Here is a 26,445-nt window from a genome sequence, read left to right on the forward strand (position 1 = left end):
ACCGGGGCGCCCTCACGGGTGGCTCATCAACCGTCGAACGCAAAGGTTTCACGTGAAACATCCTGGTGAAGACCAGCAGGCCGGCTCCACCGGTTCCAGCGTTGACAACAGCACCCCGTTGGCGCGGGAGATCTCAGATCTGACCCGCCGCCGTCAGGTGATCGCCGCGGAACGTCTGCCGAAACCGGACAGCACTCGCGTCATCACTATCTCCAACCAGAAGGGCGGGGTGGGTAAGACCACCACCGCCGTCAACCTGGCCGCGGCCTTGGCTCGTCAGGGCGCGCGGGTGCTGGTGATCGACCTAGACCCCCAGGGCAATGCGTCCACAGCCCTCGGTGTGGAACACCGCGCCGAGACCTCGAGCGTCTATGACGTCATCATCAACGACCTACCGATGGTGGATGTGGTGCAGAAGAGCCCGGAGTTCGGGGCCCTGTATTGCGTGCCGGCCACCATTCACCTGGCCGGGGCCGAGATCGAACTGGTCTCCCTGGTTGCTCGCGAGCAACGCCTTCGCCGGGCACTGGATCTGCACATCAAGGAGATGGCGGACCCGTACGACTACGTCTTCATTGACTGCCCACCGTCGCTCGGGCTCCTCACCATCAACGCCTTTGTCGCCGCGCGTGAGGTCCTCATCCCGATCCAGTGCGAGTACTACGCGCTCGAGGGGCTCAGTCAGCTGCTCAAGAACATCGAGCTGATCGAGAAGCACCTGAACCCCGAGTTGGTGGTTTCGACGATTCTGCTCACGATGTACGACAGCCGCACCAATCTGGCCAACCAAGTGGCGCAGGATGTACGCGATCACTTCCCGAAGCAGGTCCTGGATACGCTGATTCCGCGCTCTGTGCGGGTTTCTGAGGCGCCCAGCTATGGTCAGAGCGTTATCAGTTACGACCTGAACTCCGCAGGATCGCTCTCCTACCTCGAAGCAGCGGCCGAAATCGCCCGTCGGGGCGTTCCACGAACAGGAGATACGCAGTAATGGCGAAACGTACAGGGCTCGGTCGCGGTATCGGCTCGCTGATTCCAGTTCAGGACAACCCGTTGCAGGCGCGGCCCGTCGACGTGTTCTTCCCCTACAACGAGGTGCCGCATGCCGAGGGCACCGCCGGCGCCTCTCCGGTGGTCGGCTCGGCACAGTCCGCAGCGGCGGAGATCGCTGTGGCGCCCGCGGCCGACGATGCGCTTGAGTTGCTTCCGGTTCCCGGTGCGCGCCTTGCCCATCTGAATCCTGCCGATATCGTTCCGAACGCCGTGCAGCCCCGGAGCGTGTTCGACGAGGATGACCTGGCCGAGCTCGTTCACAGCATCCGGGAAGTCGGTGTGCTGCAGCCCATCGTGGTTCGGCCCCTGGCCGAACAGCCCGGCAAATATGAACTTGTCATGGGGGAGCGGCGACTGCGGGCGACCAAGGAAGTCGGCCTCGACAGCATCCCGGCGATCGTTCGGGATACCGCCGACATCGATATGTTGCGCGATGCGTTGCTGGAAAACCTGCACCGCGCCCAGCTGAACCCGCTCGAAGAGGCGTCGGCGTACCAGCAGCTGCTGAGCGACTTCGGGATCACGCAGGAAGAGCTGGCCAGCCGGATCGGTCGGTCGCGTCCGCAGATCACGAATACGCTGCGCCTGTTGAAGCTGCCGGAGGCCGTACAGCTTCGGGTAGCGGCTGGTGTCCTATCTGCCGGCCACGCACGCGCGGTGCTCTCGGTGGGCGACTACGAGGGCATGCTTCGCTTGGCCGACAAGATCGTGAACGAGGATCTTTCGGTGCGTGCTGCTGAGGCCGCGGCCGCGGCCGGACCCAAGCCGGCAGTTGTCAAACCGGCGGCCGGCAAGCGCCAGGGACACCTCAATGAGATCGCCGAACACCTGGGGGATCGTCTGGATACCCGCGTGAAGATCAGCCTTGGTGCAAGAAAAGGCCAGATCACGGTAGATTTCGCCACGATTGGTGATCTGAATCGAATCCTCGGCGTGCTCGGTGAGCCCGGCTTCGGAGCCAACTAGAACTCACTGTTTCACGTGAAACATCGCCGCACTGGCGGCGTGGTTACGCAACAGAAGAGCCTGCCGTACTGTGCCCGACTGCCAGTGCGTTCGACTGTTCTTGTTGCGTGTGCGGAGCACCGCCCCTGTGCACCTGATTCGGTTTGTCGAAAACCAGTGCGCCGTGGTTCTTGACAAGTTCAACCGGCGAGGCGGTGTGGGTCCGACGAGTTCGCACCCATCCCTGCTGATTGAGCCCGTCGAATCAGCTGCCCTCGGTATGTCCAGAGTCGCGACCAGCTTGGGCACCGATGTCGACAGAGACAGTCGGCCCTCCTGATAGTTCCAGGTCTTACGTGAAGGACATAGACCGAGAGTACTCGGTGCCTCATGAGCGCTGTGGGGGCGCAAAGCGCGCCCCGAGCAGTCCGAAACGGCGCCGAAATCGCTATTTTCGGTTCGTTGTACGCCATTCTCCGGGCATGTGGGCGCGCCGGGCGAAGCCGGAATGGCGCAGTGTTCGGCATGTTGACGCTCCCAACGTCATGTTTCACGTGAAACACGGCCCAAAACTCACGAATACTGATGAACACCGCGCGAGCCAGAGCGGCGTATACGGCATCAGCGATTTGCTGGAAGCGACGATGGCCTGAGGAACGAGCATCATCGCCATCCCGAAGATTGCCCTTGTCGAGATCCGGTGGCTTGGTCTCGACAAGCTCGACCGGCGTTGTGGTGAGGTGCACAGGGTTCGTGCCCGTCTCGCTGATTGAGCTTGTCGAAATCAGGTGGGTAGAGTCTCGACACCCTCGGCCGGTTGGCGGGTGCGGGTGCGGGGAGCCCGGGGGCAGGCCGCTGATTGAGCCCGTCGAGGTCATCTGATGTCACGGGCAGCGCGAGTCGCAGCGAGAGGGGGGGAACCGTCGCTGGGGGAGAGCGACGCCCAACCTGCGGGCCGGATGTTTCACGTGAAACGTGACGGCCGGGACAATCGGGCCGGTTTACCGCCATGGGCGGGCTCACGCACCAGCTCTCGAACACGAAATCGGCGTCGATTCAGCCGTTTTCTGCTTGCTGTGCGCCATTCTGTGGGCAGTCCTGCGCGCCGACTGTCGCCATATCGGGGGAGTGGAGGCCTCATTGGTCCTCATGACGCCATGTTTCACGTGAAACATGGCCACAAAACTACCGCAGGCTGGTGGAGGCCGCGCGCGCCAGAGCCGCGTAGACGGTCCCGAGGGATTCGCCCGAGGCTTCGATGGACTGCGGGGCGAGGGAGGTCTCCGTCAGGCCGGGCAACACGTTGGCCTCGAGGAACCAGGCAACACCCTCCGCATCCACGATCAGGTCGATGCGGGAGAGTTGTGCCAGGCCAAGCAGGCTGTGGATAGCGACGGCCGTGTCAGCGACCCGCTGAGCCACCTCCGGTGCGATGCGCGCGGGTGTGAAGAACAGGGTCTCCCCGGCGTTGTAGCGGGCGTCGAAGCTGAACACGCCGCTGACGGGAACGATCTCGACCGCGGGGAGGGCGACGGGCCCGGCCCCGGTGTCGATAACCGTGACGGCGAGCTCGGTGCCTTCGATCTTCGTCTCGACGAGGGCCGTCTCGTCATAGGTGTAGGCGTCCACCATGGCGCGGGGGAGTCCGGCCGGGGTGTCAACGATGGTGACACCCTGGGCGGATCCACCCTGGGCGGGCTTGACCACGAGGGGCGTGCCGAGCGCACGAACCAGATGTTCAAGCACGCTGGCGGCTCCCAGGTCGCGGAAAGTCTCTCGGGAGAGGGCGATCCACGTCGGCGTGGCGAATCCGGCGCGACGTACGAGCTCCTTCGCGGTCGGCTTCGACCAGGCCAGGCCGGCTGCGGTTCCTCGTGGGCCCACGTGCGGGATCCCGGTTGTTTCGAGCAGGGAGAGCAGGGCGCCGTCTTCGCCGGTGGCGCCGTGCAGCACGGGCCAGATGACGTCCGGCCGGCGTGCGGCCAACTCGGTGAGGAGCCCGGCCTGCGGGTCGAGTACTGTCACGGTGTGCCCGAGGCCGGTCAGCTCGTCCGCGACGCGGCGTCCGCTGCGCATGGAGACGTCGCGCTCGTGCGAGATGCCACCAGCGAGCACCACAATGTCAAGAAACTCTGATTCGCTCATGATCTGGGGTTTTCCTTAGCTAGGGCCGGAGAGAAACGCGGGGTCAGTTGATGTCGGGCGGCGGGGCACCGAAGCGCCGGCCGTCATGGGCGGGAAACAGCGAACCGGTCCCGGCGAAGGTATCGAGCAGCTCGAGCTCGTCCCGGATCACGGTGGCGAGCCGGCGAATGCCCAGCCGGATGTGGTCCGGGGTGGGGTAGCAGAACGAGAGCCGGATGTTCTGACGCCCCTGCCCGTCTGCGAAGAAGGCCGTGCCCGGGGTGTAGGCCACGAGTTCCTTGACCGCGCGGGGCAGCATGGCCTTGGAGTCCAGGGTGTCCGGCAGGTTGAGCCAGACGTAGAACCCGCCGTTGGGATTGGTCCAGGTGAGCTCGGGCAGGTACTCCGTCAATGCTGAAAGCATGGCGTTCTTGCGTTCACGATAGACGCCTCGGAAGGTATTGATCTGACCCTTCCAATCCGCAGTGGACAGGTACTCGGAGATGACCAGTTGACTGAACGAGCTGGGGGAAAGGATAGCGGCTTCGTTGGCCAGCACGAGCTTCTCGCGGATGGCGTGCGGTGCCAGCGCCCAACCCACCCGGAACCCGGGGGCAAGGGTCTTCGAGAAGGTGCCCAGGTAGACGACGCCATCCCGCTCGACGGACCGCATCGCATCCGGCGCCTTCTGGTCGAAGTACAACAGCCCGTAAGGGTTGTCCTCGAGGACCAGGATCTCATTGGACTTGGCGATCTCCAGGATCTCCAGACGGCGGGCCCAGCTGAGGGTGACCCCGGCCGGGTTGTGGAAGCTCGGGATCGTATAGAGGAACTTGATCTTGCGACCAGCGGCCTTGAGCCGGGCGATGTGCTCGCGCAGCGCCTCGGGGATCATGCCGTGCTCGTCCATGGGAACGTGGTCAACATCCGCCTGGTAGGACTTGAAGATCACCATGGCGGTGACGTAGCTCGGTCCCTCCGAGATGACCACGTCGCCGGGGTCGAGGAAGAGCTTGCTGACCAGTTCCAGGGCGTGCTGGGACCCGGTGGTGACGACAACGTCGTCGGCGTTCGCCCGGATGCCTTCGAGGGCCATGACCTCGAGAATCTGCTCCCGGAATTGGGGAACTCCCTGACCAGAGCCATATTGCAGGGCTACCGGGCCCTGTTTGCGCATCACGTTCTCCAGGGCGTTCATGACGAGGTCCTGCGGCAGGGCCGCAACATACGGCATTCCACCGGCCAGGGACACAACCTCGGGACGGGAGGCGACAGCGAACAAGGCGCGCACCTCCGAGGCGCGCAGGGCGGCGGCTCGCTCGGCGTAGTGGTGGTACCACGGGTCGAGGTTGTTACCGGCCTGGGAAGTGCCTATCGCTGTCACGTCATGTCCGTTCTGGTGAGGCCTTAATCGTATGGGGTGCGTCCCGCAGTGTACGCATTGCCCGGAATATGCGAAAACACCCGCCCGGCGTCTGCCGGGCGGGTGTTGGGTTCGGTCGAACCTTCCGGCGGCTACTTGAGGTAGGCGGCCAGGTCGGCTTCGAGGGCAGGCTTCGGCTTGGCGCCGATGACGGTCTTGACGACCTCTCCCTTCTGGAAAACCTTCATCGCGGGAATGGAGGTGATCATGTACTTCGCGGCCAGGGCCGGGTGGTCGTCGACATTGAGCTTGACGATGTCGATCTTGTCGGAGTTCTCCGCGGCGATCTGGTCAAGGATCGGGCTGACGGCGCGACACGGGCCACACCACTCCGCCCAGAAGTCCACCAGGACGGTCTTCTCGTTGTTGATGACTTCCGACTCGAAGGTGGCGTCGGTGACGGCGCGTGCTGACATGTAGTGCTCCTTAGTTGGTGACGCTTGCAAATTCGGGGTCGCCGGCAGCAGCCAGCAGGTCCTCGGGAAGGGTAGCCAGGTAGTGCTCGGCGTCCAGGGCCGCCACAGTGCCGCTGGCGGCCGCGGTGACGGCCTGACGGTAGGTGGGGTCGATGACGTCTCCGGCGGCGAACACGCCCGCCTGGCTGGTCTTGGAGGACCGCCCGGCGACGGCGATGGTGCCCTCGCTGGTGAGGTCGAGCAGGTTGTGCACGAGATGCGTGCGCGGGTCGTTGCCGATCGCGACGAACAGGCCGCCGACCGGGAGGCTGCTTTCGGTGCCCGTGACGGTGTCGCGCAGGCGCAGACCCTCTACGGCCTCTTCGCCGTCGATGCCGATGACCTCGGTGTTCCAGACGAATTCGATCTTCGGGTGCGACAACGCGCGCTCCTGCATGATCTTCGAGGCACGCAAGGTGTCCTTGCGGTGGATGATGTAGACCTTGCTCGCGAACCGGGTCAGGAAGGTGGCCTCTTCCATGGCGGAGTCGCCACCACCGACGACGGCGATGACCTTCTCCTTGAAGAAGAACCCGTCGCAGGTCGCGCACCAGGACACGCCCCGACCGCTCAGACGCTCTTCGTCGTGGATGCCGAGCTTGCGGTAGGCGGAGCCGGTGGCGAAGATCACCGAGAGGGCTTCGTGCTTCTCGCCATTGCCCAGCGTCACCGACTTGACGGTGTCGCCGAACTCGAGCTTGGTGACGTCGTCGTAGACGACCTCGGTGCCGAACTTCTCGGCCTGCTCCTGCATCTTGGCCATCAGATCAGGTCCCTGGATGCCATCGGCGAAGCCCGGGAAGTTCTCCACGTCTGTGGTGTTCATTAGTTCGCCGCCGGCCTCGACCGAGCTGGCGATCAGAAGCGGCTTCATGTTGGCGCGCGCGGCATAGATGGCGGCCGTGAACCCGGCAGGGCCCGAACCGATGATGATGATCTGACGCACGCGTAGACTCCTTGAAATCAGTGGGAGAGACGCCCTTCGGCGCCTCACATTCGGGTACAACACATCCTAATCGGATGCTATTCCGCCCTGTCCGGTCCCAGGCCGGTGTGCACAGCCGCCGTTCAGCAAGCGGTCACCTGCCCGTCACCGGCCAGGGTCCGCGGTCAGCGGCGGAGCCGGGCCTTCAGCGGAGCCAGGAAGCCGTGCAGTTCGCTGCTGCGCATCAGGAGCAGGAGCCCGAAGTACAGCGCGGCCATCACCGTGCCGATCAGGATCATGGACAGGATTGCCGGGGCCACGGCCGACACGGCGAAGCCACCGTCAGTGGTGCCGCCCAGCGCGACCAGGACACCCACGCCCGCGGCCACAGGGATGAGGACGGCGACGAAGTACTTCACCAGGCTGCGCAGGATGCGTCGCCCGTCGATGCCGCCGAGCCGCTTGCGCAGCAACCAAGCGGCCAGGATCGCCTGGAGGGTCCCTGAGACGGTGACGACGAGGGCGATGCCGAACGCGATCCACTCGGGCGGAAGCAAAGCGCATCCGAGCACACCCGTGATGACGAGGACGACCTGAAACAGGGTGAAGAAGAACGGGGTGCGCGTGTCGCCGAGGGCATAGAAGGTGCGCTGCACGACGAAGAGCACACAGAATGCCACCAGGCCAAGCAGGAAGGCGATGATCACGTTTCCGATGGCCTGCACCTGCGTGAATCCGGCTTCACCGAAGACCCTGGCGAACGGGTAGGCGCAGACCATGATGACCGCGCTGGCGAGCACGATCAGCAGGGTGGTGCCGCGGATGGCCGAGGAGGCGTCCGTGCGGAGCTTGTCGGTGTCGTCGCGGGAGGCATGCTCGCTCATCCGGGTGAAATACGCGGTGGCCACCGACACCGTGATGATCGAGTGCGGCAGCATGAAGATCAGCCAGGCCGTGCTCATGACCGTGGACGAGGCACCCTCTCCAGAGGCGAGGGTCACCACCTGCGTTTCGACGATGCCGGCGACAGTGGTCAGGATGAGCATGCCGAACGTCCAGCTGGCCATCTTCCCGGCTGCGCCGAGGCCCACACCCCGGAAGGCGAAGTCGGGCCGGTAGCGCAGGCCGATCCGGCGCCAGAAGAAATAGAGCACAACACCCTGCAGCACGACGCCGAGGGTGGCGCTGCCGGCCAGCAGGGCGGTCATGCCCGGGGTGAAATCGGCCGGCGGGCGCAGGCCGTTCGGGTCGACGCCGAACAGGAGGCCGAAGAGCAGAAGTCCGCCGATGGAGATGACGTTGTTGATCACGGGGACCCAGGTGAACGGCCCGAAGGACTTGCGGGCGTTGAGTACTTCGCCCAGCACCGTGTAGAGGCCGTAGAAGAAGATCTGCGGCAGACACCAGTAGGCGAAACCCACGGCAAGGGCAAGCTGGTCGGGGGAGAAGCCCAGGCCGATGAACCGGGTGATCAGCGGGGCGAGCAGAGTCGCGGCCAGAGTTGTGACCGCGAGGATGCTCAGGGCCAGGGTGACGAGCTTGTTGATGTACGCGGTGCCGCCGTCGTCGTGCAGGCTCGCTCGCACGATCTGTGGCACCAGCACCGCGGTGAGCACCCCGCCGGCCACGATCGTGTAGACGGTGTTGGGCAGTTGGTTGGCGACGGTGAACGCGTCGGGTACATTTCCGATCTGGCCGACGATGTTGGCGAAGACAATGACCTTGAGGAACCCGAGAAGCCGGGAGACCATGGTGCCGGATGCCAGAATCGCGCTGGCGCGGCCGACCCCGCCCTGGCTAGCCACGGGGTGCCGGGGGCAGGCTGTCGGGTGCCGCAGGGGGAGTGATGGGCGGCGGGTCGGACGATGTGACCGGTGCGGCGTCGGCGCCGGACTCCAGGTCTGCTGTGGGATCGGCCGCGGCGGCGGCGGCGCCTGCCCGATCGCGGCGGCGGTGAACGATGTTGCGCCAGACCCCGAAGCCGAAGAACAGGACGACCAGCGCCGCGAAGATGCGGGATCCGATGCCTTCCCAGTCCGCGCGCACGTTGACTGAGATCAAGGAGGGCTGGCCCACCTCGGCGCCGGAGGGGGTGTAGAGCGTCACGCGCAGGCTGACGGCGCCGTTGCCGACCGCAGCGGTCACGGGGATCGAGACGGTCTTGGCCGAATTCGCGTCGATGACGGCTTCGACGTCATTCCCCACCACCAGGCGACCGTTGGAGGGAAGGGCCTGCACCCGAACGGAGACGGCCTGGCCGAGCGAGTTGTTCAAGGTGACGGGGATGTCTACCTTGCTTCCGACGACGTTGATCGGTCCCTTGGTGCTCACGGTCACCGAGCGCAGTACCTCGTGTGAGCTCGCCAGGGTGTCACCGACGGAGCTGCGCCACTCGTCGGGAGTCTTTTGCCAGGACGTCCCCAGCAGGGCCAGCACGGAGAGTCGGTACGGTGCGGTGACGGCGGCCGGGTCGGCGAGGGCTCCGGAGAAGGCGATGACCTCGGCTTCCTGGTCGACCAGTCGGCTCGCCTGGTCGACGCTGCCGGGCGGTTCCGATTGCGGCACGAAGGTGACGTCGGTGGCGACAGGGGTCGCGGCGGCCTCGGTGAGGGTGGTTGCGGAGTACCAGGGCAGAGCCGCCAGGCCGTCGATGGTTTGCGACAGTCGTGGCGCGGTCGGCGGCCAGCCGCGATCGAGGGAGGCAAGAAGGGTCCGTGCCTCGCCGGGGTTCGCGGATGCGACGACCGCGATCTGTGATGACAGCTCGGCCATGTATCCGCGCCAGCTGTTGTCGGTGGTGGCCATGACGGCCTTCCGCATAGCATCCGAAATGCCGGAATCGGCGACGAGGCCGAGTTCATTGGAGCCCAGATCCAGCATCGTGCTCGTGCTGGCATCGGCGTCTTCCTGCGCCACATTGCCCGACTGGAGAATCGTGGTGGTGAGACCCGCGGCCGCGAATGCGGCCAAGTCGGCCTGGGCGACTGCGTTGTCGGCGGGCCACGCGATGTTCGTCGCGGTGTAGTCCCAGGCGAGTATCTGCTCAAGGGTCGGCACCGTGCCGCCGTCCTCGGTCTGCTCGGGCAGTGGATCGCCCTCGGTAGATGTCGGTGCGGGAATATTAGGGTCGACGGTGCTCTCGCCGGGCTCGGCGGCCGGGCTGGGCGCCGTCGGGACGAATAGTGCGGGGTCCATAGCGAAGGCGAGCGAGGTCGGTGACAGCGGGCCTGGCGCCCCCGCCTGAACGGCCAGGGACGGGTCGGAGTCTGCATACCCGAGTGGGAATATGTCATTTTCCGCCAGAGCCAGCCGGCTCAGCCATGCCACAGCGGATTCCGGTGCGCTGGTTCCGAGGACCCGGATGGAGGCGATGATCATCGGGTCGATCGCGATGGCCACGGGCCGGTTGACCACCCCGTCCAGCTGGCGGGTGAGGATTCCGGAATCGGCCGTGTAGGCGGCGAGGTCCTCGGCGCTGATGAGGCCGGTGCTGTTCGCGGGGGTGGTGATGGGCATTGCCACCGCGAGGTTGACCGGAGTGACCACGGGAGGCTGGACGACCGAGGCATCCGGATACCAGACGAAGGTGGACTGGCCTGATGCGCGCACCGAGCCATCGGAGCTGAGGGACGCCGCGATGCCGCGCGGTCCCCACGGGCTCCATTCGAAGAGACCCAGCGCGGCGCTGGGTACCGTGACGGCGATCGTGACAGTGCTGTGCGGCTGCACCGGCGCCGTGAGCGGGACGCTGGTCATCAGATCGCCGGCGGCGTCGTCCTCGTCGGGGGTGAGCCAGTTGTCGAGGGCCGTCGAGCTGGTCAGGGCGCGCTCCGCCAGGTAGACGTCGAGGTTGCCGGCGGACACCGCGCTGGCCGAGTCGTTGGTGATGGTCACTGACAGCGCGAGATCCTCGTTGAGGCGCAGGGCGGAGGAATTGCTCGGTGTCACATGCAACGCGACCGTGTCGTCGTTGGTCGCTGCGACGGCAGGGCCGACGGCCGCAGCCGTTGCGGCGGTCGCCGGATTTGCCGTGGCCAGCGCCGGCCAGACTAGTAGAGGGGCGCACAGTAGTGCTGCCACAATGCGACGTCGGGTTCCAGAGAGCGCAGGCCGACGCGCGTGATTGTGATCGGCCAGCATGTACGGGATTCTACGGCGTACCTGATGGAGAACCCTCCGCGCTGGCTGGGCGGCGCGCGGGCACAGCGAGCGAGCAACTACCATTGGGGCATGCAGAGCGTCACGGCAGCCCTCGCAAGACTGGGCGACCTGGCTGCGTCCCCCACGGTGTCCCGTCTGGCGAACTCATTCGCCCAGGCCGGTTTTGAACTGGCCCTCGTCGGTGGCCCGGTCCGGGACGCATTCCTGGATCGCGTCACCAACGACCTCGACTTCACCACCAACGCCACCCCGGATCAGATCCTCAGCATCGTCAAGCCGATCGCCGAGGCGCACTGGGACATCGGGCGGGCCTTCGGCACGATCGGCGCCCAGATCGCGGGGGAGAAGGTCGAGATCACCACCTACCGGGCCGACTCCTACGACGGTCAGACCCGTCGCCCCGACGTGGTCTTCGGCAGCAGCCTGGACGACGACCTGCTCCGGCGCGATTTCACGGTGAACGCTCTCGCCCTGCGGTTGCCGCAGATCACTCTCGTAGATCCGTCCAACGGCATCGACGACCTGCTCAACGGGGTCCTGCGCACCCCCACCGCACCCGAGATCTCCTTCGGGGATGATCCGCTGCGGATGATGCGGGCCGCCCGGTTCACCGCCCAGCTGGGCTTCACCCTCGACATTGACACCGCGGTCGCGATGTCCGCCATGGCCGGGAGCATCAACATCATCTCCGCCGAACGGGTCGGCGACGAGCTCGGCAAGCTGCTGCGCGCAGCCAACCCGCGGGCCGGCGTCGAATTGCTGGTCGAGTCCGGACTGGCCGCCATCGTGCTGCCGGAGATTCCGGCGCTGCGGCTGGAGATCGACGAGCACCACCATCACAAGGACGTCTACCAGCACACCCTGACCGTGCTCGACCAGGCGATCGGCTATGAGCGCAGCCGCAAGAACCTCACCGAACCCGACCTCGTGGTGCGCCTGGCAGCGCTCATGCACGATATCGGCAAGCCGGCCACCAGGCGACTCGAGTCCGGCGGCGTGGTGAGTTTCTACCACCACGATGTGGTCGGGGCCAAGCTGGCCAAGAAGCGGTTGCGGGCATTGCGGTTCGACAACGACACGATCGCCGCTGTCGGCAAGCTGGTGGAGCTGCACCTGCGGTTCTTCGGGTACACCGAGGGTGCCTGGACCGACTCCGCCGTGCGTCGGTACGTGCGCGACGCCGGCGACCAGCTCGAGCGGCTGCACATCCTCACCCGCGCCGACGTCACCACGCGCAACCGGCGCAAGGCCGACCGTCTGGGCTTCGCCTACGACGACCTCGAGCAGCGCATCGGCGAGCTCGCAGCCCAGGAGGAGATGGACTCGGTTCGACCGGACCTCGACGGCGAACAGATCATGGCGATCCTGGGGCTGACCCCGGGCCGCGAGGTGGGCGAGGCCTACAGGTACCTCCTCGAGCAACGCCTTGACGACGGCCCGCTCGGCGCCGAGGAAGCCACCCGCCGTCTGCAGTCCTGGTGGGCGACCCGCACCGCCTGACCGCCTCCGCCTTCCCCCCTCTGCCTGCCCCTTCACCGAGTTGCCCACCTGCGGACGAGTTGCCCCGGCACGGCGGGGCAACTCGTCCGCGGCAGGGCAACTCGCGGGCAGGCGCCCGTCCTCCACAGGCTGGGAGTGCGCGAGTTCTGCACTGTCGTGATGACGGTCGACGCGAGGGCAGGCCGCCGGACGACCCTTGTCGGCATGGACCAACACTCCTCCCGGCTGCCTCAGCTGCAGCTCACCCGCGATCAGCTCGGCCACGACGGTCGCGCCATCCGCCGCGACCGCGCGAACGGTGGCACCGAGCGTCTGCGCCGCGGAATCTATGTGCCGCAGAACATCTGGTCGAATGCCGACGCAAACGCCCGCTACCTGATGCGGATCCACGCGGCTGTGCTCTCCAGGCAGTCCCGCCCGGTGGTGAGTCATCTGTCGGCGGCGCGGGTCTGGGGTCTGCCGATCCTCGGGCAGTGGCCCACCGACGTGCATCTGCAGGGCGGCAGCGGGCAGACGCGGAGTTCGAAGAACTGGATCGCCTGGCATCACGACCCGCTGCCGGATGAGGATGTCACCCAGATCGACGGGCTGCTGGTGACGACGAGACTCCGCACCCTGGTCGACCTTGCCCGCAGTCAGCCGTTCCGTTCTGCGGTGATCAGCCTGGATGCGGGCCTGCAGGAGAACTTCGCGGGGCCGGGAGATGCACGGCTCCCGGCCATCACGCGCGACGAGGTGCTGGACCGGGTACTGCAGCTGGGTTCGGCGCGGGGCACTCGGCGTGCTCGCCAGTCCGTGGCCTTCGCCGACGCGCGGTCGGGATCGGTGGGGGAGTCACTGAGTCGAACGGGGATCTTCCTCGCCGCCATGCCGATGCCGGACCTGCAGGTGGTCTACTCCCACGCCTTCGGTGAAGACCAGGTGGATTTCCGGTGGAAGAGAAGGTTCCACGTGAAACGGATGCCTCTTCTCGGTGAGTTCGACGGGGAGCTCAAGTACACCAGGGGCGAATTCATGGACGGACGCACCATCAGCGAGGTCGTCTGGGCGGAGAAACGGCGGGAAGACCGGTTGCGCGCTCCCGGCCGGGGGATGGCCCGCTGGCTGTGGGCGGATGCCCTCAGGCCCGAGCGTCTCCGAGCGTTGCTCCTCAACGCCGGCCTGCGACCCGACCAATGACCGCGCCCGACGGGTGCGCCACGCGACTTGCCCGCGAACGGACGAGCTGCCCCGGCGTAACGGAGCAACCGGTCCGCAGGAGGGCAACTCGCGGCAGATCTTTCGGTGCGGAGGGCATCGGACGGGATGGTGGCGTTACGGCCGCGGTTCCGGTAGTCTTGGCAGGCTGTCTGTGTGCCGGATTCCCGGCCTCCACGTTCAACACATGCACAACCCTCCTGTTGCAGAAATACTGCAGCCGTTTAGTCCGAAGGAGGTGGGTTAGTCATGCATCAGTACGAATTGATGGTAATCCTCGATCCCGAGATCGATGAGCGCACCGTAGCTCCCAGCCTTGACAAGTTCCTCAACGTTGTTCGCAACGATGGTGGAACCATTGACAAGGTTGATGTTTGGGGTCGCCGCCGTCTCGCATACGAGATCAACAAGAAGGCCGAGGGCATCTATGCCGTCGTCGACTTCACCGCAAACGCCGCAGCAACTGCCGAGCTCGACCGTCAGCTGAAGCTGTCGGAAGCCGTCATGCGCACCAAGGTGCTTCGCGCAGAAGAGGGCATCGCCCAGGTTGCCGTCGCAAGCAAGCTTGCCGCCGAGAAGGCCGCCCGCAAGGCAGCCAACCCGAAGGCTGCTGCTGCTCCGGTCAAGGCCGACGCTCCTGCCGCAGCTCCCGCTGCCAAGGTCGCCGCATCCGCGAAGCCTGCAGCTGCCCCGGCAGCTCCGGTCGCCGTGGACGCTCCTGCCGAGGCAGACGCCGACAAGGCAAGCGACAAGTAGCCCATGGCCGGCGAGACCGTAATCACCGTGGTGGGCAACCTCACCAGCGATCCGGAACTGCGTTACACGCAGAACGGGCTGGCGGTAGCCAACTTCACCATTGCCTCCACTCCGCGCAATTTCGATCGCGCAACGAGTGAGTGGAAAGATGGCGAGGCACTGTTCCTGCGCGCGAGCGTTTGGCGTGAATTCGCCGAGCACGTGGCCGGTTCACTGACCAAGGGTTCCCGTGTCATCGCTTCCGGGCGTCTCAAGCAGCGTTCGTATGAGACCAAGGAAGGTGAAAAGCGCACGAGCATGGAGCTCGAGATCGACGAAATCGGTCCTTCGCTGCGCTACGCCACCGCCTCCCTCACGCGCGCGCAGTCATCCTCTGCACCTCGCGGCGGCGCGCCCGTCGCGCAGCAGCAGGGTAACGACGAGCCCTGGGCACCCAGCGCCCCCGCAGCCAACACTGGCGGCGGAGACGTTTGGAACACCCCGGGCAACTTCAGCGACGAGACCCCCTTCTAAGCCGAACCTCACGGTTGACGGCTGCACTCACACGTTTTAGAAAGTTAGGAAATCATGGCTGGAAAGTCGAGCGGCGACCGCCGCAAGCCGCTCCGCGGTGCTAAGGGTGGCAAGAACGCCGCTCCCGCGAAGTCGATCCGGGTTGGTGTCATCGATTACAAAGATGTCCCCACTCTTCGGAAGTTCATCTCAGAGCGTGGAAAGATTCGCGCCCGCCGCATCACCGGCGTCTCCGTCCAGGAGCAGCGTCTGATCGCGCGCGCCGTCAAGAACGCCCGCGAAATGGCCTTGCTGCCCTACGCCGGCTCAGGCCGGTAAGGAGCCCTCACATGTCGAAACTGATTCTGACGCACGAGGTCTCCGGCCTCGGTACCCCCGGTGACATCGTTGATGTCAAGAACGGGTTCGCTCGCAACTACCTTCTCCCCCAGGGCTTCGCTGTTGCGTGGACCCGCGGTGGCGAAAAGCAGATCGAGCAGATCAAGGCCGCCCGCGTAGCCCGCGAGCACGCCACCCTCGAAGAGGCCCAGGCTCTCAAGGTCACCCTTGAGAACACCAAGGTCAAGCTGGTCGTCAAGGCCGGCGCCGGCGGACGCCTCTTCGGCTCCGTCAAGACCGCAGACGTGGCCGACGCGGTTGCCGCTGCCGGTCTCGGTGCCATTGACAAGCGCAAGATCGAGCTCAGCCCGATCAAGGCGACCGGTGAGCACAATGCTACCGTTCGTCTGCGCGACGAGGTCAGCGCGACCATCAACCTGCAGGTTGTAGCCGCCAAGTAGTCTCGTATCACAGAAGTAGCGGCGGTTTCCGAAAGGAGCCGCCGCTACTCCTTTTTAACGCAAGCGCGTAACCCCCATTCTCGGCACAATATTCGCCGGTTTTGCACCTCTTTGTGCACAGGCGACCACCTATTTCATCAACATTCAATCGAGTATTGAAACTAGTTTTTCCACACACATGTGAATAGATTAATTAGCTGATCAAAGGTCGTTTTCAGTTTAAAACTCGTGAGTTGTCCACAGCCGAGTGCACAGGTTGTGCACAAGTCACGCGGCGTTTCGCGCAGATTACTCACATAGTTATCCACAGGGTGGTTTGGCAGCGTAGAAGAGTCTCTCTAGGGTGGGCAAGCAGGTAGTCGCACCAGTGCGCCCGCGTGCCGGATGATCGCTGTCAGCGGCTCCTGATACACCAGAACCACACCAACACGAGGAGGCTCGGCGTGTCGATAGCTCACCTGGGTTACGCCGATCAACGCGGCTCGGATCAACGAGGCTCCGAGTACCGAAGCAACTCCGAACCCCGTCACTCCGAGCGCACCCCGCCGCACGACCTGCTGGCCGAGCAGAGCGCGCTCGGCGGCATGATGCTGAGCAAGGATGCCGTCGCGGACGTCGTGGAGACCGTGCGCGCCGCCGACTTCTACGTACCCAAGCACGAGATCATCTTCGACGCGATCCTCTCCCTCTACGCGCAGGGTGAACCCACCGATGTCATCACGGTCACCGACGAGCTGACCAAGCTCGGCGAGATCTCCCGGGCCGGCGGCGCCGACTACCTGCACACGCTCACCAGCCTCGTGCCAACGGCTGCGAACGCGGGTTTCTACGCGACCATCGTCGCCGAACGGTCCATGCTGCGAAAGCTCGTGGATGCGGGCACCCGGATCGCCCAGATGGGCTACGCGGGCGAGGGTGAGGTGCTCGACCTGGTCAACAACGCGCAGGCCGAGATCTACTCCATCACCGGCAGCACCGAGACGGAAGACTACGTCCCGCTCACCGACGCCGTCACCGCGGCGATCGAGGACATCGAGGCGGCCAAGCTCAAGGACGGCCAGTTCACCGGTGTCCCCACCGGGTTCGCCGACCTCGATGAGCTCACCAACGGTTTCCACGGCGGCCAGCTGATCATCGTGGCCGCCCGGCCCGCCCTCGGTAAGTCCACCCTCGCGCTGGACTTCGCCCGCGCCGCGTCCATCCACCACGACATGCCGAGCATCTTCTTCTCGCTCGAAATGGGCCGTAGCGAGATCGCCATGCGTCTGCTCGCCGCCGAGGCATCCGTGCCCCTGCAGAGCATGCGCAAGGGCAACGTCGAGGCGCGCGACTGGACCACCATCGCGGCCACCCGCGGCCGTATCAACGACGCCCCGCTCTACATCGACGACAGCCCCAACATGACGCTCGTCGAGATCCGCGCCAAGTGCCGGCGGCTCAAGCAGCGGGTCGGCCTCAAGCTCGTCGTGATCGACTACCTGCAGCTGATGACCTCGGGCAAGAAGGTCGAATCCCGCCAGCAGGAGGTCAGTGAGTTCTCCCGCGCGCTCAAGCTTCTCGCCAAGGAGCTGCAAGTGCCGGTGATCGCCCTGTCCCAGCTGAACCGTGGCCCGGAGCAGCGTGCCGACAAGATGCCCGCCATCTCCGACCTCCGAGAATCCGGTTCGCTCGAGCAGGACGCCGACATGGTCATCCTGCTGCACCGCGAGAGCGCCTACGAGAAGGACAACCCGCGCGCGGGCGAGGCCGACCTGATCGTGGCCAAGCACCGAAACGGCCCCACCCGCACCGTCACCGTGGCATTCCACGGCCACTACTCCCGCTTCGCGGACATGGTGCCCGGCGCATAGCGCTCAGCTGACCGCAGGGTGTGTCGCGGCCCTAGCCCAGGGCAGCGCGGCGCGTCGTGTGCCGGGTGGGTACGGCGGACCAGGGGTCCTCAGGCCAGGGGTGCTTCGGGTAGCGTCCGCGCATCTCCGCTCGCACCTGCGAGTACGGACCTGCCCAGAAGGATGCGAGGTCGTCGGTCACGGCAAGGGGATGCCCGGCGGGGGAAAGCAAGTGGAACAACACCGGCACGCGTCCTCTGCAGATTCGTGGGGTCTCTGCCCATCCGAAGCATTCCTGGAGTTTGACAGCCACAACGGGACGAGCCGACGAATCATCGGCGGGTGGGTAGCTGAGACGGACATGCGAACCGCTGGGAACCCGGAGCCGCTCCGGAACCAGAGCGTCAAGGTCGACCGCGGCGGGCCAGGGCAGGGTACGGCGGAGTGCAGGGGCAAGGTCGATGCGCGCGGCCGGAGTGCCGGCGGCCAGATCGCTCAGCTCGGGGCCGAGCCAGGCATCGAGCGTAGCGAGCAGAGCAGTGTCTGAGACATCCGGCCAGGGCGATCCGAGCTCGCGATGCAGCAGCGCGAGGCGACGCCGCAGAGCGTCCGCGGCGTCTGACCAGATGAACACTCCGAGGCCGTGCGCTGTGACGGCACGGCGGACGGCATCCCGTCCGCCATCGTCCGCCGGTACGCGCACCGGCACGGACGAGCGAGTGATCGCACCGATCCGACGTTCGCGGCGGGCCACGACGCGCCCGTCCACGAACCGTGCTTCGACCCGGTCTGTGCAGAGATGGGGCGCCACCTGCTCCGCCTCGTTCTCGGAGATGACGGCGGCAGAGCGGATGAGTGCTCCGGTTCCCGCGGCCGCTCGTCCCTGTGCGCGAGTGACGTCCGCCACCGCCAACCAGTCGGCACTCGCGAGCGGACCGGTGATCCCTGCACGGGTGCCGGAGGCGAGAAGAAAGGTTGCACCGTTGGGCGACTGATCGACGCGGCGGGCGATCCACTCGGGAAAGGCGAGCGCGATGATCAGTCCGGTCTGATCAGCGCCTCCTCGCGCCGTGTCACTCGCCCCGGCGAAGCGCTCGAGACGGCGGACATCCTGCTCCCATCGGCGGGCATCCGGGCTTCGTCCGGTGCGCAGCGCGTTGAGAGTGGCCTGGGCGTCTCCGTCGTGAACGCGGAGGTCACCTGTGAGCAGCGCGATGACCTCGGCCGCTGTGCGCCCGCCGACCAGGTCACTCCCGGCGCGCAGTGCGTGGGCGAGGCGCGGAGCTGTCGGGATGCGGGCGAGCGCTCGCCCTTCGTCGGTGGCGCGTTCAGCGGCATCGATCGCGCCGAGCCCACGCAGCGCGGCGAGGGCCTCGTCCAGGCTGCCAGCCGGGAGCGGATCGACCAGCCGCAGGCCCACGCCACGTGGGGCGCCCGAGCAGGCGAGGAGCAGGGCTGCATCGGTGAGATCTGCCGCCTGGATCTCGGGGGCAGCGTGCGACGGCGCCGTGGCGAAGGTGCGCTCGTCGACGCAGCGGACCACAACGCCAGGCCCCTGCCGGGTGGCGCGCCCCGAGCGCTGGACGGCGGAGGCCTTGGGCGTCGGGCCGGTGACGAGACCGCTCATGCCGCGCACAGCATCCCGCTGCGGAGCACGAGACAGGCAGGTGTCGACGACCAGGCGTACGCCGGGCACGGTCAGAGATGATTCGGCCAGTGACGTGGTGACGATGATCCGTGCCGCAGCATCGGGGCTCCGCCCACTGATCACCGTATCCTGCTCTGCGGCGGGGATCTGGCCGTGCAGTTCCCGTACGTCGAACTCCGCGGCGAGAGAACGGATGCGTCCGGCGATCTCGGAGACCTCACGCGCACCCGGAGCGAAGACGAGAGCATCGGCGGCCGGATCGGTGCGCACGAGGGTGCGGTGTGCGGCAACCGCGGTGCTCGCGACGTGGTCGAGGAAAGCCCGGGTGACGCCCCGCTCATCCAGCCGAGGTGTGGGAGAGGGCGCCCAGCGCACCTCGAGCGGATGGGCCGGTACGCTCTGGCTCACGATCGGGGCCGGGCACTCATCCGTACCGAGAATTGTCGCGAACCTCTCGGCGTCGAGGGTGGCGGACATCGCGATGAGCACGAGGTCGTCGCGCAGCTCGCGGACCTCGCCGAGCAACCCGATCAGCAGGTCCGTCTCCAAAGACCGTTCGTGCACTTCGTCGATGATGACCGCATCGATCCCGTCGAGACCAGGGTCATCGAGCAGTCGGCGCAGAAGCACGCCGGCGGTCACGAACTCGATCACGGTGGTTGGACTCACCTGACGTTCGCCACGGACGGTGTATCCGACGCGAGAGCCCAGAGCGGATCCGTCCAACTCCGCGAGTCGTCGGGCGGCAGCGCGGGCAGCGACCCGGCGTGGCTGAGTGACGATCACACGACCCAGAACCCGATCGGCGAGGATGGGCGGCACGAGTGTGGTCTTTCCCGTGCCCGGCGGCGCGCTGACGACCACGGTGCGGCTCCGATCAAGCGCAGCAGTCAGATCATCGATCGCCGAGGCGAATGCGAGCCCGCGACCGAGTCTCGACGGATCGAACGGAAGACGGGTCACGTCCTCAGTCTGTCGCGTTTGGGGGGTGTGTGCTCACCTGTCGCAGGTACCGAGCCTCGACTCTGGGCCCACGTGACTTGCCTCAGCGAGCCAGTGGCCCGCTCCGGCAACCGTCGATGAAGGCCTGACCGGTGGGATGATCCCACCGGTCAGGCCTTTTCGGTGTCCGGCGCGTCAGGCCCGGCCGGGCCGGTGCGCCAGACGACTCACGAGGTGCGCGGGTCCTCCGGGTCGGCGTCCGGCGCGAGAGCGGCATCCGGCGTCTCGGCGTCGGGTTCGGCGTGGTCTGCCGCCGAGGACGTGTCTGCCGTGGGCTGCGGGGCCTGCGGCATCAGGTCACCGAGGTCCTGCATCTCCTCCGACGTCGGGTCGCCCAGGTCAGGCCGGTCTTCGAGGGGTGTTGCTGCGCGCGGCCGGCGCGGCCAGAAGGAGCGCCGTTCTCGCGTCTGGACGGACACGTTGCCGGCGGCATCCGTGATCGCGGCGGTGATGCGGCCGTCCATCTGGTCGCCGAAGTGCTCGTCGAAGTTGTTCTCCAAGTGGTTGGTGACGCTCTTGCTGATTCGGCGGGCCATCTCTTCCCGGCGCACCCGGCGTTCGACCTGCACCAGCACCTGGTGTTCGGCGCGGAAGGCGCGATACGTGGCGATGCACATACCGATCATCACCACACTGACGGGGATCGCCGTGAGGATGGCACCGGTCTGCAGCGCGGACAGGCCGCCGGCCAGCAGCAGGGCGATCGCGACGACGCCAACCAGGCTCGCCCACAGGATGCGGCTCCACTTGGGCGGATCCGTCTCGCCGCCGGAGGCGAGCATGTCGATGACGAGGGAGCCGGAGTCGGCCGAGGTGATGAAGAAGATCGCCACGATCACGACGGCGAGCACGGCCAGAACCGGCCCCAGGGGAAGCTGTGCCAGGAAATCGAAGAGCACGTTCTCCGGAACGATCCCCACCTCGGGGTCGACGAGGGCGGCGGGGTTCTCCCAGACCTGCTTGATGACGCTGCCGCCCATGACGGCGAACCAGAGGAAGGTGACGAGCGTGGGAACCAGGAGCACACCGGCGACGAACTCGCGCACCGTGCGGCCACGGGAGATGCGGGCGATGAAGACCCCGACGAACGGTGCCCAGGAGATCCACCAGCCCCAGTAGAAGACGGTCCAGCTACCCTGCCAGTCCAGGCCGGCCGAACCGGTGAAGGCGCTCGCATCGAAGGTGAGACCCACGATGTTCTGGAAGTACCCGCCGAGGGACTGCACAAAGACGCGCAGCAGGTACATCGTGGGCCCGAGCAGCAGAACGGCGACGAGGAACAACGCCGCCCCACCGAGATTGATGTTGGAGAGCCACTTGATGCCCTTGCCGACGCCGCTGACGACGCTGGCGATGGCGATCAGGGTGATGATCACGATCAGGACCACCAGCAGGGTGTTGCTGACCGAGTCGACGACGCCCAGGTGGCGCAGCCCCGCGGCAATCTGCTTCACACCGAGCCCGAGCGAGGTGGCCACACCGAACAGGGTGCCCACGATCGCGGTGACGTCGATCGCGTCGCCGAGACGACCCTTGACCTTGTCACCGAGCAACGGCTCGAGGGCCCACCGGATCGACACCGGCCGGCCCTTGCGGTGAATCGCATAGGCCAGCGAGAGACCGACAACGGCGTAGACCGCCCAGGCGTGGAAACCCCAGTGCAGGAACGTCTGCGACATGGCTGCTGCCGCCAGTTCCGGCTTGCTGCCGTGCACGCCGGGCTTGGGTTCGAGGAAGTACGTGAGCGGCTCCGCGGCGCCCCAGAACACCAGGCCGATACCCATTCCGGCGGCGAAGAGCATCGCGAACCAGGACATCAGCCCGAACTCCGGCGCATCGTCGTCCTGGCCGAGCTTGATGTCGCCGAACCGGCTCAGACCCATCCACACCGCGAAAATGACGAAGAATGCGACCAGGACGACGTAGTACGGGCCGAGGCCCGCCACGACGAGAGTCTGTAGCTGGGCGAGCACAGCCCCGGTGCGCACCGGGAAGAAGATGCTGATGAGGACCACGGCCACGATGATGCCCAGTGCCGGGTAGAAGATGCGTGGGGCCGGCACGTGCACCCCGAATCGGCGGCGCCGGGCGGCTGAGGCGGGTGGTGTGGGCTGAGAAGCAGCAGCGCTGCGAGCGCGTACTGCGTTGTCGGGTTCGGTGGAGCTGATAACGGCAACCAATCAGGTGAGGGCATCCGCTTCGCCGAGCGCAAACAGGCGCGGATGCCGGCGGCGGTGCGGGAATTCTGTGTTCGTCACGACTGGGCCGGCGCAGTTAAACGGCCCAGGCAACCCTCCAGCCTAGGACGTGCGAGCCACCCTTGGCCAACTGGGCAGGGTCTTTGGGCCCTGAAAATCGCCGGGGGCCGGGGGAGCCCGACGGTACGCTACGAAGTGAGATCGCCCTGGGACGCGCGAACGACCCCGTTTGCGCTTGTCCGGTGGCAGATGCGTCAAAGGAGTGGTTGCTCGTGAAAGTTGGCATTGGGCGTGAACGCCGAGACGGCGAAAAACGTGTCGCTGCAACACCGGAAACGGTGACTCAGCTCATCGGTCTCGGGGTCGACGTCACCGTCGAAGCCGGCGCCGGACTGGCCTCCGGGTACTCGGACGCGGCCTACCAGAAGGCCGGCGCGCAGATCGCCCCGGACTTCGACGCCACCGCGTTCGATGTGCTCTGCCACGTGCGACCGCTGAGCCCGGAGCTGGCCGCCACGCTGCCGACCGGAGTCATCACGGTGGGCCTGGCCTCGCCGGCCTCCGAACTGCCCACCGTGGCAGCCCTGGCCGCCGCGAAGGTGACCTCCTTCGCCCTCGAGCTGGTCCCGCGCATCTCCCGGGCCCAATCGATGGACGCGCTCACCTCTCAGGCCCTGGTGGCCGGCTACCGCGCCGTGCTCGAGGCCACCATCCGATTCCCCCGGTTCTTCCCGCTCTACATGACCGCGGCCGGCACCATCCCGCCGGCCCGGGTGCTCGTGCTCGGCGCCGGTGTCGCCGGGCTGCAGGCCATCGGCACCGCCAAACGGCTCGGCGCCCGAGTGTCCGCCTATGACGTGCGCCCGGCCTCAGCCGACGAGGTCACCTCGATGGGCGGCACGTTCATCACGCTCGACCTCGCCGCCGTCGAGGGCGCCGGTGGTTACGCCAGCGAACTGGCCGAGGACCGTGCCGTGCGCCAACGCGAACTCCTGGCTCCGCACGTGGCCAAAGCGGATGTGCTCATCACCACCGCCGCGATCCCCGGCCGCCCCGCCCCACTCCTGGTGACCCGCCAGATGGTCGCGGCCATGCCGGCCGGCTCCGTGGTCATCGACCTCGCCGCCGAAACCGGCGGCAACGTCGAGGGCGTGCAGCCCGGCGTCGACCAGCTGGTGCCCACCACGGCCGGTGACGGCTTTGTCACCCTGGTCGGCATGCAGGACGCCGCCTCTGCGATGGCCTCGGACGCGTCGCGCCTCTATGCCAAGAACGTGGCCAACCTGCTCGCCCTGATGACGAACGACGGCCAGGTCGTCCCCGACTTCACCGACGAGGTCATCGCCGGCGCCTGTCTCACCGCCGACGGTGTGGTGCGTCACGCACCGACCGCTGCCGCGCTGGAAGGAACAAACTGATGGATCCGATTACCCTCCTGACGGTCATCGTGCTGACTGTCTTCGTCGGCTTCGAGGTGGTCTCCAAGGTGTCCAGCACCCTGCACACCCCATTGATGAGCGGCGCCAACGCCATCCACGGCATCATCCTGATCGGCGCGATCATCGTCGCCGGCCAGCTTGACGACCCGTGGTTGATCGCGCTCGCCCTGCTCGCCGTCGCTCTCGCCACCGCCAACCTCGTCGGCGGCTTCGTCGTCACCGACCGGATGCTGGGCATGTTCCGCGGACGCAAGCCCGCCGCCACCCCGAAGGACACCACCAAATGAGCATCCTGAGCGCCGAGTGGACCGCACTGCTGTACCTGGTCGCGGCCGTCTGCTTCATCCTCGCCCTCAAGGGCCTGAGCTCGCCCAAGACCGCCAGGCGCGGCAACCTGATCGGCGCCGCCGGTGCGACACTCGCCGTGATCACGGTGTTCCTGTCGGCCAAGCTCGACAACATCCCGCTGATCCTGCTCGCGATCGCAGTGGGTTCCGCGATCGCGGCGCCCATCTCCCGCCGGGTGCAGATGACCCAGATGCCCCAACTGGTCGCCCTGTTCAACGGCGTCGGCGGTGGCGCAGCGGCGCTGGTCGCGATGCTCGAACTCGGCCACAGCGACGGCCCCTGGATGCTCGTCGCCGTGGTGTTCACCATGCTCGTCGGCGCGGTCTCGTTCGCCGGTTCCGCGATCACCGTCGCCAAGCTCCAGGAACTGATCACCACCAGGCCCGTGGTGTTCCCCGGCATGAAGTGGGTAATGACGCTGGCCGCCGTGGCCGCGCTCGTCGTGGGCGGTTTCGTCGTTGCCACCGGTTCGGCCGGCTGGGCGGTGCTGCTGCTCGTGCTCGGCCTGGCCCTCGGACTGCTGCTGGTGCTGCCCGTCGGCGGCGCTGACGTGCCGATCGTGATCTCACTGCTCAACGCCTTCACCGGTCTCGCGGTCGCCGCATCCGGTGTGGTGCTGGACAACGTGCTGCTCGTGGTCGCCGGCACCCTCGTCGGCGCCAGCGGCACCATCCTCACCCGCGCCATGGCCTCCGCCATGGGTCGCGGTGTCAGCGGCATCATGTTCGGCGCCTTCCGCGGCGGCTCGACGGCCGGCTCCACGGTGCAGAGCGACCGCCCGGTGCGGTCCTCCAACGCCGAGGACGTGGCCGTGATGCTCGCCTACGCACAGCGGGTCGTCATCGTTCCCGGCTACGGCCTGGCCGTCGCCCAGGGCCAGCACACCATCGCCGAACTCGCCACGACCCTCGAGGCGCGCGGCGTCGACGTGGACTTCGCCATCCATCCCGTCGCCGGCCGGATGCCCGGGCACATGAATGTGCTGCTCGCCGAGGCGAACGTGCCCTACGAATCGCTCAAGGAGATGGCCGAGGTCAACCCCGAGTTCAAGAACACCGACGTGGTGCTCGTGGTCGGCGCGAACGACGTTGTCAACCCGGCCGCGAAGACCTCGCCGGGTTCGCCGATCTACGGGATGCCGATCCTGGAGGTCGAGGACGGCCGCCAGATCGTCTTCCTCAAGCGGTCGATGCGCCCCGGGTTCGCCGGTATCGAGAACGAGCTGCTCTTCGACCCGAAGACCACGCTGCTGTTCGGCGACGCTAAGGACTCGCTCACCAAGGTGCTCGGCGCGGTCAACGCCCTCTGACGGAGCGGCTCAGCCGAGCGTGCCCCAGAGGTTGCGCTCGGCGAGCACCGACCGTAGTCGCGCCTTGGTGAGGTTCGACCGCACGATCCACCGGGCATCCGGGTTCTCGCTGGCGCTCAGTCCGTGGAACGTGGCGAGGCCGGCCTCCGGACTCGCCGCGATCGCCACGCTCCAGCCGTAACCCAGGGCCTGGCGCAACACCCGGTGCGCCTCGCGGGCGCGGACCGGGTCGGCCTCTGGCGGTTCACCGCCGAGCAGCAGGGTCGTTGCCCGGTCGCAGACCCGCAGGGCCAAGGTCTGGGCGTCGGCGTCGGCCAGCAGCCTGGGCTCGCAGATCGCGGCCACGGCGGCCCGGGCCAGCCATGCATCCGGCGTGCTCGACCAGTCCTCGACAATGGTGTGCATCAGGGCCGGGTCGGCGTCGCCGATCAGCTGCAATGCCCGGGCGGCGCCCTCCCGCACCCGCCAGCGATCGTCGGCGGCGGCGCGGCGGAGTGCCGTGAGAGCCTCGGGCCGGTCCGGGGCAGAGAGAGCGAGCCGGCCGAGCCCCTCGGCGCCGCAGAAGGCCAGGTACTCATCGGGGGAGTCGGCCAGGCTCCAGATCAGCTCGGCCGGTGCCGCTTCGGCGAAGGCGTCGGCAAGGGGCAGGTTGGCCCGCGGGCCCGGCAGGCCGGAGCGGCTGGTGAGAAAGCCGGGCACGTCACCGGGCGCCCGCGCGAGCAGGTCCGCCAACGCGTCCGCGTCCTCGCCGGGACTGACCCGCACGCTGCCGGCCGGAACATTCGATGTGACCACCATGAACCCCCTTGTCGAGCCTGACGGTAGTCGCGGTTGCCCGAGC

General features: G+C 66.8%; 20 protein-coding genes and 1 pseudogene. 12 read left to right on the top strand and 9 right to left on the bottom strand.

The annotated features are described in order from the left end of the window. The first annotated feature begins 52 nt into the window (after positions 1-52). Both E3T61_RS19535 and E3T61_RS19540 read left to right on the top strand, forming a co-directional pair. Positions 53-991, top strand: a complete 939-nt coding sequence (locus E3T61_RS19535; RefSeq protein WP_134642512.1) for a ParA family protein — start codon at positions 53-55, stop codon at positions 989-991. Next, complete coding sequence (locus E3T61_RS19540; RefSeq protein ID WP_134642513.1) at positions 991-2,019, top strand: ParB/RepB/Spo0J family partition protein; 1,029 nt, start codon at positions 991-993, stop codon at positions 2,017-2,019. Before E3T61_RS19535 ends, E3T61_RS19540 begins: the two co-directional genes overlap by 1 nt. Before the next feature lie 1,164 nt (positions 2,020-3,183). On the opposite strand, the gene E3T61_RS19545 is transcribed toward E3T61_RS19540, so the two are convergent. From E3T61_RS19545 to E3T61_RS19570, 6 genes are all read right to left on the bottom strand, one after another. Continuing rightward, positions 3,184-4,143: a D-alanine--D-alanine ligase family protein gene (locus E3T61_RS19545; protein WP_134642514.1), complete on the bottom strand. Its 960-nt coding sequence runs from the start codon at positions 4,141-4,143 to the stop codon at positions 3,184-3,186. Positions 4,144-4,186: 43 nt separating this feature from the next. Then, on the bottom strand, positions 4,187-5,506 hold the full coding sequence (locus E3T61_RS19550) for an aminotransferase-like domain-containing protein (protein ID WP_134642515.1): 1,320 nt from the start codon (positions 5,504-5,506) through the stop codon (positions 4,187-4,189). A gap of 131 nt (positions 5,507-5,637) precedes the next feature. Continuing rightward, positions 5,638-5,961 carry a thioredoxin gene (trxA, locus tag E3T61_RS19555; RefSeq protein WP_130177653.1) on the bottom strand — a complete coding sequence of 108 codons (324 nt, stop codon included), beginning with the start codon at positions 5,959-5,961 and terminating at the stop codon, positions 5,638-5,640. Positions 5,962-5,971: 10 nt separating this feature from the next. Further along, positions 5,972-6,946: a thioredoxin-disulfide reductase gene (gene trxB / locus E3T61_RS19560; RefSeq protein ID WP_134642516.1), complete on the bottom strand. Its 975-nt coding sequence runs from the start codon at positions 6,944-6,946 to the stop codon at positions 5,972-5,974. A gap of 164 nt (positions 6,947-7,110) precedes the next feature. Next, entirely contained in the window at positions 7,111-8,730 is a 1,620-nt protein-coding gene (gene murJ / locus E3T61_RS19565) for a murein biosynthesis integral membrane protein MurJ (RefSeq protein ID WP_241992697.1), read from the bottom strand. Further along, a complete protein-coding gene (locus E3T61_RS19570) occupies positions 8,723-11,005 on the bottom strand; it encodes a DUF6049 family protein (protein WP_134642517.1) in 2,283 nt (760 codons plus the stop codon). The genes murJ and E3T61_RS19570 overlap by 8 nt, the downstream gene beginning before the upstream one ends. A 150-nt stretch (positions 11,006-11,155) precedes the next feature. Here E3T61_RS19570 and E3T61_RS19575 point away from each other — a divergent pair, with 150 nt between their 5' ends. The 7 genes and pseudogenes from E3T61_RS19575 (at position 11,156) to dnaB (ending at position 17,681) form a co-directional block, all read left to right on the top strand. Next, positions 11,156-12,586, top strand: coding sequence for a CCA tRNA nucleotidyltransferase (locus tag E3T61_RS19575; RefSeq protein ID WP_134642518.1), 1,431 nt, complete (start codon positions 11,156-11,158; stop codon positions 12,584-12,586). A gap of 204 nt (positions 12,587-12,790) precedes the next feature. Next, complete coding sequence (locus tag E3T61_RS19580; RefSeq protein WP_134642519.1) at positions 12,791-13,765, top strand: hypothetical protein; 975 nt, start codon at positions 12,791-12,793, stop codon at positions 13,763-13,765. Positions 13,766-14,032: 267 nt separating this feature from the next. After that, positions 14,033-14,401, top strand: a pseudogene (gene rpsF / locus E3T61_RS19585) (30S ribosomal protein S6); the annotation flags it as partial. A gap of 141 nt (positions 14,402-14,542) precedes the next feature. After that, entirely contained in the window at positions 14,543-15,052 is a 510-nt protein-coding gene (locus E3T61_RS19590; protein ID WP_088457765.1) for a single-stranded DNA-binding protein, read from the top strand. 54 nt (positions 15,053-15,106) lie between these two features. Further along, positions 15,107-15,370, top strand: a complete 264-nt coding sequence (gene rpsR, locus E3T61_RS19595; protein WP_035835236.1) for a 30S ribosomal protein S18 — start codon at positions 15,107-15,109, stop codon at positions 15,368-15,370. Between the two features lie 11 nt (positions 15,371-15,381). Beyond that, positions 15,382-15,831 carry a 50S ribosomal protein L9 gene (gene rplI / locus E3T61_RS19600; protein WP_134642520.1) on the top strand — a complete coding sequence of 150 codons (450 nt, stop codon included), beginning with the start codon at positions 15,382-15,384 and terminating at the stop codon, positions 15,829-15,831. A gap of 443 nt (positions 15,832-16,274) precedes the next feature. Then, on the top strand, positions 16,275-17,681 hold the full coding sequence (gene dnaB, locus E3T61_RS19605; RefSeq protein WP_134642521.1) for a replicative DNA helicase: 1,407 nt from the start codon (positions 16,275-16,277) through the stop codon (positions 17,679-17,681). A 31-nt stretch (positions 17,682-17,712) separates the two neighbouring features. On the opposite strand, the gene hrpB is transcribed toward dnaB, so the two are convergent. Then, positions 17,713-20,271, bottom strand: a complete 2,559-nt coding sequence (gene hrpB, locus E3T61_RS19610; RefSeq protein ID WP_134642522.1) for an ATP-dependent helicase HrpB — start codon at positions 20,269-20,271, stop codon at positions 17,713-17,715. Positions 20,272-20,477: 206 nt separating this feature from the next. Then, on the bottom strand, positions 20,478-22,373 hold the full coding sequence (locus E3T61_RS19615) for a BCCT family transporter (protein WP_134642523.1): 1,896 nt from the start codon (positions 22,371-22,373) through the stop codon (positions 20,478-20,480). A gap of 407 nt (positions 22,374-22,780) precedes the next feature. On the opposite strand from E3T61_RS19615, the gene E3T61_RS19620 reads away from it, so the two are divergent. From E3T61_RS19620 to E3T61_RS19630, 3 genes are read left to right on the top strand one after another with little or no spacing between them, the layout of a single operon-like run. Then, the gene (locus E3T61_RS19620; RefSeq protein ID WP_134642524.1) at positions 22,781-23,926 is read left to right on the top strand and encodes a Re/Si-specific NAD(P)(+) transhydrogenase subunit alpha; all 1,146 of its coding nucleotides are present in this window, start codon (positions 22,781-22,783) and stop codon (positions 23,924-23,926) included. Next, entirely contained in the window at positions 23,926-24,234 is a 309-nt protein-coding gene (locus E3T61_RS19625; RefSeq protein ID WP_130176375.1) for an NAD(P) transhydrogenase subunit alpha part 2, read from the top strand. Before E3T61_RS19620 ends, E3T61_RS19625 begins: the two co-directional genes overlap by 1 nt. Then, a complete protein-coding gene (locus E3T61_RS19630; protein ID WP_134642525.1) occupies positions 24,231-25,604 on the top strand; it encodes an NAD(P)(+) transhydrogenase (Re/Si-specific) subunit beta in 1,374 nt (457 codons plus the stop codon). The genes E3T61_RS19625 and E3T61_RS19630 overlap by 4 nt, the downstream gene beginning before the upstream one ends. Before the next feature lie 9 nt (positions 25,605-25,613). On the opposite strand, the gene E3T61_RS19635 is transcribed toward E3T61_RS19630, so the two are convergent. Next, positions 25,614-26,402, bottom strand: a complete 789-nt coding sequence (locus E3T61_RS19635) for a HEAT repeat domain-containing protein (protein ID WP_134642526.1) — start codon at positions 26,400-26,402, stop codon at positions 25,614-25,616. Positions 26,403-26,445: the final 43 nt, after the last annotated feature.

Source organism: Cryobacterium lactosi (assembly GCF_004403945.1).
In the GTDB taxonomy this organism is placed as follows: Bacteria; Actinomycetota; Actinomycetes; order Actinomycetales; family Microbacteriaceae; genus Cryobacterium; species Cryobacterium lactosi.